The organism is Desulfobacter sp. UBA2225 (assembly GCF_002348205.1).
Classification (GTDB): domain Bacteria; phylum Desulfobacterota; class Desulfobacteria; order Desulfobacterales; family Desulfobacteraceae; genus Desulfobacter; species Desulfobacter postgatei.
In genome coordinates, this window is the sequence record NZ_DDYV01000294.1 from 1 (window position 1) to 2,846 (window position 2,846).

3 protein-coding genes are annotated in these 2,846 nt (G+C 48.8%); all 3 read left to right on the top strand.

Annotation, left to right across the window (positions count from 1 at the left end; all coding sequences use genetic code 11):
• Positions 1-228: 228 nt before the first annotated feature.
• The 3 genes from B3D59_RS15410 to B3D59_RS15420 all read left to right on the top strand — a co-directional run bounded on the left by B3D59_RS15410 (position 229) and on the right by B3D59_RS15420 (position 2,559).
• Entirely contained in the window at positions 229-1,956 is a 1,728-nt protein-coding gene (locus tag B3D59_RS15410; RefSeq protein WP_286821586.1) for a YcaO-like family protein, read from the top strand.
• Positions 1,957-1,964: 8 nt separating this feature from the next.
• Positions 1,965-2,126, top strand: coding sequence for a hypothetical protein (locus tag B3D59_RS15415; protein WP_286821589.1), 162 nt, complete (start codon positions 1,965-1,967; stop codon positions 2,124-2,126).
• A gap of 94 nt (positions 2,127-2,220) precedes the next feature.
• The gene (locus tag B3D59_RS15420; RefSeq protein WP_286821591.1) at positions 2,221-2,559 is read left to right on the top strand and encodes a hypothetical protein; all 339 of its coding nucleotides are present in this window, start codon (positions 2,221-2,223) and stop codon (positions 2,557-2,559) included.
• Positions 2,560-2,846: the final 287 nt, after the last annotated feature.

The following is a 2,846-nucleotide window of genomic DNA, read 5'->3' on the forward strand; positions in this document are numbered from 1 at the left end:
GAAAACAGTATGAAAAAGAGCATAAATGTCAAACGCCTGCAAGCAGGATGGGATAATTCTTACCTCATGAAAGTGCTTGGAGTCAATACAATTTAAATGCGTTTGCCCTGCAAAACAGGCGCTATCATGATGAAATCCGCAACAATTCATGGTAAAGTGGAACCTTTTTACAGCGCAGTAATACTGTGAATCTATATATAAATTATAAGTAGAAAGGTTTTGAGCCCCATGGGTTATGAAATTATACTCCAAGACGCCCCGAAAAATTATACCTTTGACCAGGATAAAATCATCTCTCCTTCAGAAACTGTCCGGCGGTTCCGGGAAAAGGCAGCCGCCCTGGACCTTGACATTTTGAGCCGGACCCGGCGCATCGACAACGGCCGCCTGGATATTCCGGTGTTTTACAGTGAGTGTGGTGCGGATGCAAAACGAGTGACCGGCACCAATAAACAGATGGGCAAAGGCGGAACACCGGAACAGTCCGAGGCCAGTGCCGTCATGGAACTGGTGGAACGGTTCAGTTTTTTTTCCTTTGCGGAAGATGAAAAAAACTTTATCCATGCCACGCCTGAGCAGCTTGGGGAAAAGGCCCTGGATTATACCCTGATCACCCAGTCCGTCCATGACGATGAGGCCGAGGCATTAAAGGTTAAACCCATATTTGATTCTTTGCCCCTCCAATGGACCAAAGGTTATGATCTGACCGATAAAAAAGAGGTGAATATCCCCTTTAACTGGTTTTATATGATCAATGAATTCAACGGTCCAAGTGCGGGCAACTGTACGGAAGAGGCGTTGACCCAGGGCATCTGCGAGCTTGTGGAGCGTCACGTCAGCTCCCGGGTATCCCGGGAAAAAGTAAAGGTGCCCGGCATCCGTCTGGACTCATTTAAAGATCCCCTTATCCGGGAACTTCTTGCCAAATATGAAACCCAGGGTATCCGGATTTATGCAAGCGATCTCTCCCTGGATACGGGCATTCCCACCATAGCGGTGCTGGCCTGGGACCCGGCCACCTTTCCGGATACAAGCGAGATCGTATGGACCGCAGGCACGGCCCCGTCCCCCGAAAAAGCCATGGGCCGGGCCCTGACCGAAGTGGCCCAGCTTGCCGGGGATTTTAACTCCGGGTCCAATTACGTGGCATCCGGTCTGCCGAAATTTACGGATATAGAAGCAGCCGGTTATATCACCCATCCTGAAACCATGGTGGATGCGGCTGATCTGCCGGACTTGTCTGCGGACAACATGAAGGTGGAGGTGGAAAGCCTGATTCGGATTCTGGCGGACAAAGGCTTTCATCTGCTCTCCATCTGCACCACCCATCCCGGCCTGGATATCCCTGCCTATTACACCATCATGCCGGGGGCCCATTTCAGGGAGCGGGCTGACGAGGCCAGCGTGGGCATGTTCGCCGCCCGGCTGATCACGGAAAATTCCCATCCCATCTTGGCCATAGACCAGCTGGATGAACTGGAATCGCTCATCCCGGGGAAATACTACACCAGTTTTTACAAAGGATTGATGCTCAGCGCCCTGGAAGAGGGCGAAGATGCCATAAAACAGTTCCGGGAGGCCGTTGAGCGCGGGCCTGCCAGGCGCAATCTGCCTGATATCTGTTCCCATATGGCGGCAGCCCAGAAAGATTTGGGACTGTTGGATCCGGCCCTTGAGACATGTCAAATAGGCCTTAATGCCGATCCCCAGCGCCCTGATATCCTGAACACCGCCGGGGCCTGCTGTTTTATGAAAAAGGATTTCAAAACCGCGATTACCTATTTTGAAAAAGCCCTGGATGTGGATCCAAGCCTGGCCATTAATTATGCGAATATGGGGTCCTGCTACCGGGAACTCAAAGAACCGGTGCTTGCAATCAAATTTTATGAAATGGCTTTAACAATAGATCCGACCATTGAATTTGCACGGGATAATATTGAAAAATTAAAAAAATAGCCTGGGTCATGTTCAGGAAAAAAATACCTGTCTGGAAAACAGATATTGCCGACTCCGCCCGTTTTTATCCCAAAGAGATCGAAACCATCCAGACGTTCAAAGATGATCTGCAGGTTTTCTATTTCAAAATGCCAAGCAAAGGAGACATATACAATGCCCAGATTATATGAAAATCCAAACCAGCTTCAACTATGGATTCAATAAAACCAGATCAATGAAGCAAAGCTTGCAAAAAAAATATACGATGTCTTCAATTCAGGCACCATGCTCGAGAGGCTCCAGACAGTTGCCGGGATGATTCTTAACAAGATGGGAACAGGTGGAGAGGCTCCCTTTAAAGCTGCAATTGGAGCGGAAAACCGCCTGAGATTCTGGCGTCATATGCCAAAAGCTGAACACACAACCCAACAGGAATTTATCTGGTTTGCGGATGCCCCCATAAAATTAAAAAGACTGGATGCCTCGGACTGTTCCGACATTATCAGGCTTTCCGGAGAATGGATTGAACGAGGAGGTTTAGCTGCACCCGGCCACTACATATGGGAAAAAGGGAGCACCGCAAAATGCGTGGAACAAAAATCAGACCGTATCCGATTCCATTAAGGATGCTTTCAGGCCAGGTCCTCAAGGACAAGGCAGCTGGAAAAACAAAGTTGATGCAACCTGGGCGGATGGAAAGGGAAGATTCTAAAAAGTAACGATCAAGAGAAGAGATCGGGGACCCGGAAGACCTGTCGAAGCCGATTTAAAACCCTATATGCGTAATCCTGATGATTTTTCGGGGATGCAAGGAAACCGACTCCAGGGTTTTAGTAATATTCTCAGGATAGATAACCCGTAATTGGGGTCGGCGTAATTGGGGTCGGAGTAAAATTAAATCTTTGGCTTCC